This window comes from uncultured Campylobacter sp. (genome assembly GCF_938031315.1).
Taxonomy (GTDB): Bacteria; Campylobacterota; Campylobacteria; order Campylobacterales; family Campylobacteraceae; genus Campylobacter_B.
In genome coordinates this window covers 1-2,735 of record NZ_CALHHT010000277.1, presented here as the reverse complement: position 1 = coordinate 2,735, position 2,735 = coordinate 1, and the positions used below count along the sequence as shown (strand labels likewise).

General features: G+C 47.0%; 2 protein-coding genes. Both read right to left on the bottom strand.

Features of this window, described 5'->3' with window-relative positions; all coding sequences use genetic code 11:
- The coding region (locus Q0236_RS06870; protein ID WP_297916328.1) for an RNB domain-containing ribonuclease at positions 1-860 on the bottom strand (860 nt) is incomplete at its 3' end.
- Positions 857-2,065, bottom strand: coding sequence for a hypothetical protein (locus Q0236_RS06865; RefSeq protein ID WP_297916326.1), 1,209 nt, complete (start codon positions 2,063-2,065; stop codon positions 857-859). The genes Q0236_RS06870 and Q0236_RS06865, both read right to left, overlap by 4 nt.
- Positions 2,066-2,735: the final 670 nt, after the last annotated feature.

The window sequence follows — 2,735 nt, the reverse complement described above, 5'->3', positions numbered from 1 at the left end:
CGCGGTAGCATCGGCACGGAGCGGTGCGGGAAGTAGATCGAAAAGCCGCGAAATTTCGCCTCCTTATCGATCGGCGAGTATTCGCTCACGTATTCGCTCACGTCGGCGATAGCGACGTAAAGCGTGCGCTCTTTTACGTCAAAATAGATCGCGTCGTCGAAGTCCTTGGCGTCGATGGGATCGATGGTGCAAAACGCAAGATGCTGCAAATCCACGCGCTGCGGATACAGCGCCTCGTCCACTTCGCTGCCGAAGCTTGCGGCTTGCTGCTTGCACGCTTCGTTAAATTCGTCGTTTTTATCGTAGATCGCTAAAGAAATTTTCTCATCGACGAAGGGATCGGCTAAGTTTCCGATCACCTCGGTAATTTCGTTCGTTAAATTATCGATCTTTAAAAGGGTGCCTGACGGCAGCTGCTTTAGCGATTTTTGCGTGGCTTTGAGCGGATTTGCGAGGCCGGTTTTGACGTTTACGCCTAAAATTTCGCGCCCGAAGCTTTTGGTATAAACCACGCTCGTTAAAAACGCGGGCTTAACGCACATCAGCACCTTCGCGTGCAGACGGGACTTTCTTGAGCTTAAAATTTTTACTAGGATCAGATCGCCCAGATGCACGCCGCTTAAATATCTGTTTTCGATGATGAGATCAGCTTTGAAGCGGTCGTCGAAGCTTTGCAGATAGCCCGTGCCGTCGCGCGCGATGTCGAGCCTGCCGAAAACATAGCCGTCGTTTAGATAGAGCTTACCCTTGTGCGCGCTGATAGCACCGATATTTAGGAGGTTGCGCACGAGTTCCTTTTGCTCGCCGCTAAGATCCTTTTCAAATACGCCCGAGTTAAAGGCGCGCAGAAACTCTTTCATATCGAAATTTCGCCTTTCGCCTCTAAAAACGCCTCTTGCTCGAAGCCGAACTCGACTAGTAAATTTAAAGCGTTGTCGATGCTAAGTTCGTCGAAGTGGTGGTAGATATTGACCGCGGTTTTGGCGATCTTTAGCATCGCGTAGCGGGATTTGTTCTCAAAAGGCGCGTCGTCGGGGGCGTTTGAATACAGCGCGTCCTGCGCGATCTGCTCTAGCCCGAAATGCGCAAATAGCGCATGCGAGACGCTCTCGCGGTTCGTGCCGGTAAATTTCATCTCCACATCGGTAAAATCCTGCGGAAAGATCGAGCCTTTGATGGCGTGGTAAAATTCCTCCGCCTTGCCCGCCGCACACACCTGCTCGTCGATAAAAACCCGCCCGAACTCCACTAAAATCACGCTTGAAAGGATGTTTTGCTCGATCTGCGGGTAGGATTTGATCCACGAAAACATAAGCAGATTTCGCAGCAGCGAGACCTGCGTGAGCTTTTCGCGGTCGATGCGATACGCCTGCAAATCGGGCTTTAGCATAGCGTCAAATACGGCGAATAGAAAAAACGCCCGCATCTGCTCGCGCCCGTAAAGCTCGAACGCTCGCTGTAAATTTAGCATCTTTAGCGCTGTGTCGCCTTGCTCTTGTTTTGGCGGCTGCTCTCGCCCCTGCTCTTGTGCCCTTCCCCATTCTTGCCCCTGCTCCTGTATCAGCTCTCGTCCATGCACTCGTTCGGCTTGCGCGGAAATGCTTGGGCCTAGCACACAATCAGCTCTCGCGGCGACATGCTGATTTTGCCGCTGCGTATCGCTTGCTGCTTGCAAGGGGTTAAATTTAAAATTCTCGTCGCTGTAATTTGCGCCGCTTGCGTCATTTGAATGATTAAATTTAAGACTATCGCCCTGCCCTGCTAAGTCTGTGCCTTTTTGCTCGCTCGCGACGTCTTGCAAGCCGCATCCTATGGGCTCCGTGCCTTGGAGATCGCACCGCTCATCTGCGGTAGCAAAATTTTGCCTCGCGAGCCCTTCGGCGCTAAATTTAGACAAACCGCAAAAGGCTAAATCTAAAATTTTATCCGCCAGGGGGGCGTTTTTTGAAATTTGCAAAGCGAGCTTGGCACCTGAAACATCCGCGTCAAACGATGCTAAAATTTTTAAAATTTCATCGCCAAAGCCCGCGAGCGCGCCTATTTTTTGGGTTATAAATTTATTCATTTTCAAAAGCCGTTCAATATAAATTTCGCACAATCATATCAAATTTTAACTCAAATTGCAAAGCAAAACGCCGCCGTTACGCCTAAATTTCGCTCCGCCTCGCGGGCTTTTAAAGCGCTCTTTTTGCTCCTGAAAATCGCGGATCAAACCGCCCGTTTGTCGCGACGGCAAAACCAAAATTTCATCCGCTGTTTTATAAAATTTTAATCCCCTTTCGTATAAAATGCATCGAGATTCCGTTTATAAAGAGCTTGATTAAAACAGAAGTTTGAAGAGCCAAAAAGACTTAAAAACCGAAAATAATTTTAAGATGCTCAAGCTAGTTTTTAAAATTCCATATAAATTCAAGCAGATGAATTTATATGAAATTTAATGACGAGCTAAGATATAGAGCAATAAAATATTGCTACTAAAGAAGCTTTTTGGGCTTTACAAATTTGCATATGTATTTTTATAAAGGTTAGATATGCGCAGTATAGTATTTCTTTTCATAATACCCGCTTTTTTTACCATAAGCTTTTTTGTCGCCCTAATCGCCCCTAAAGGCAAACGCAAACTGCTTTGGCTTTTTGTTTGGTTTATGGTGTTTTTCGGGGATATTGTCGTACTTAAAGCAATTATGGCCTATTATGATTTTAAATATGCCAAGATAAACGTCTATGAAAAGCCC

Bases quoted from the DNA above. Each gene is read 5' to 3' on its own strand.
- Q0236_RS06865 (WP_297916326.1), bottom strand. From the start codon at position 2,065: ATGAATAAATTTATAACCCAAAAAATAGGCGCGCTCGCGGGCTTTGGC.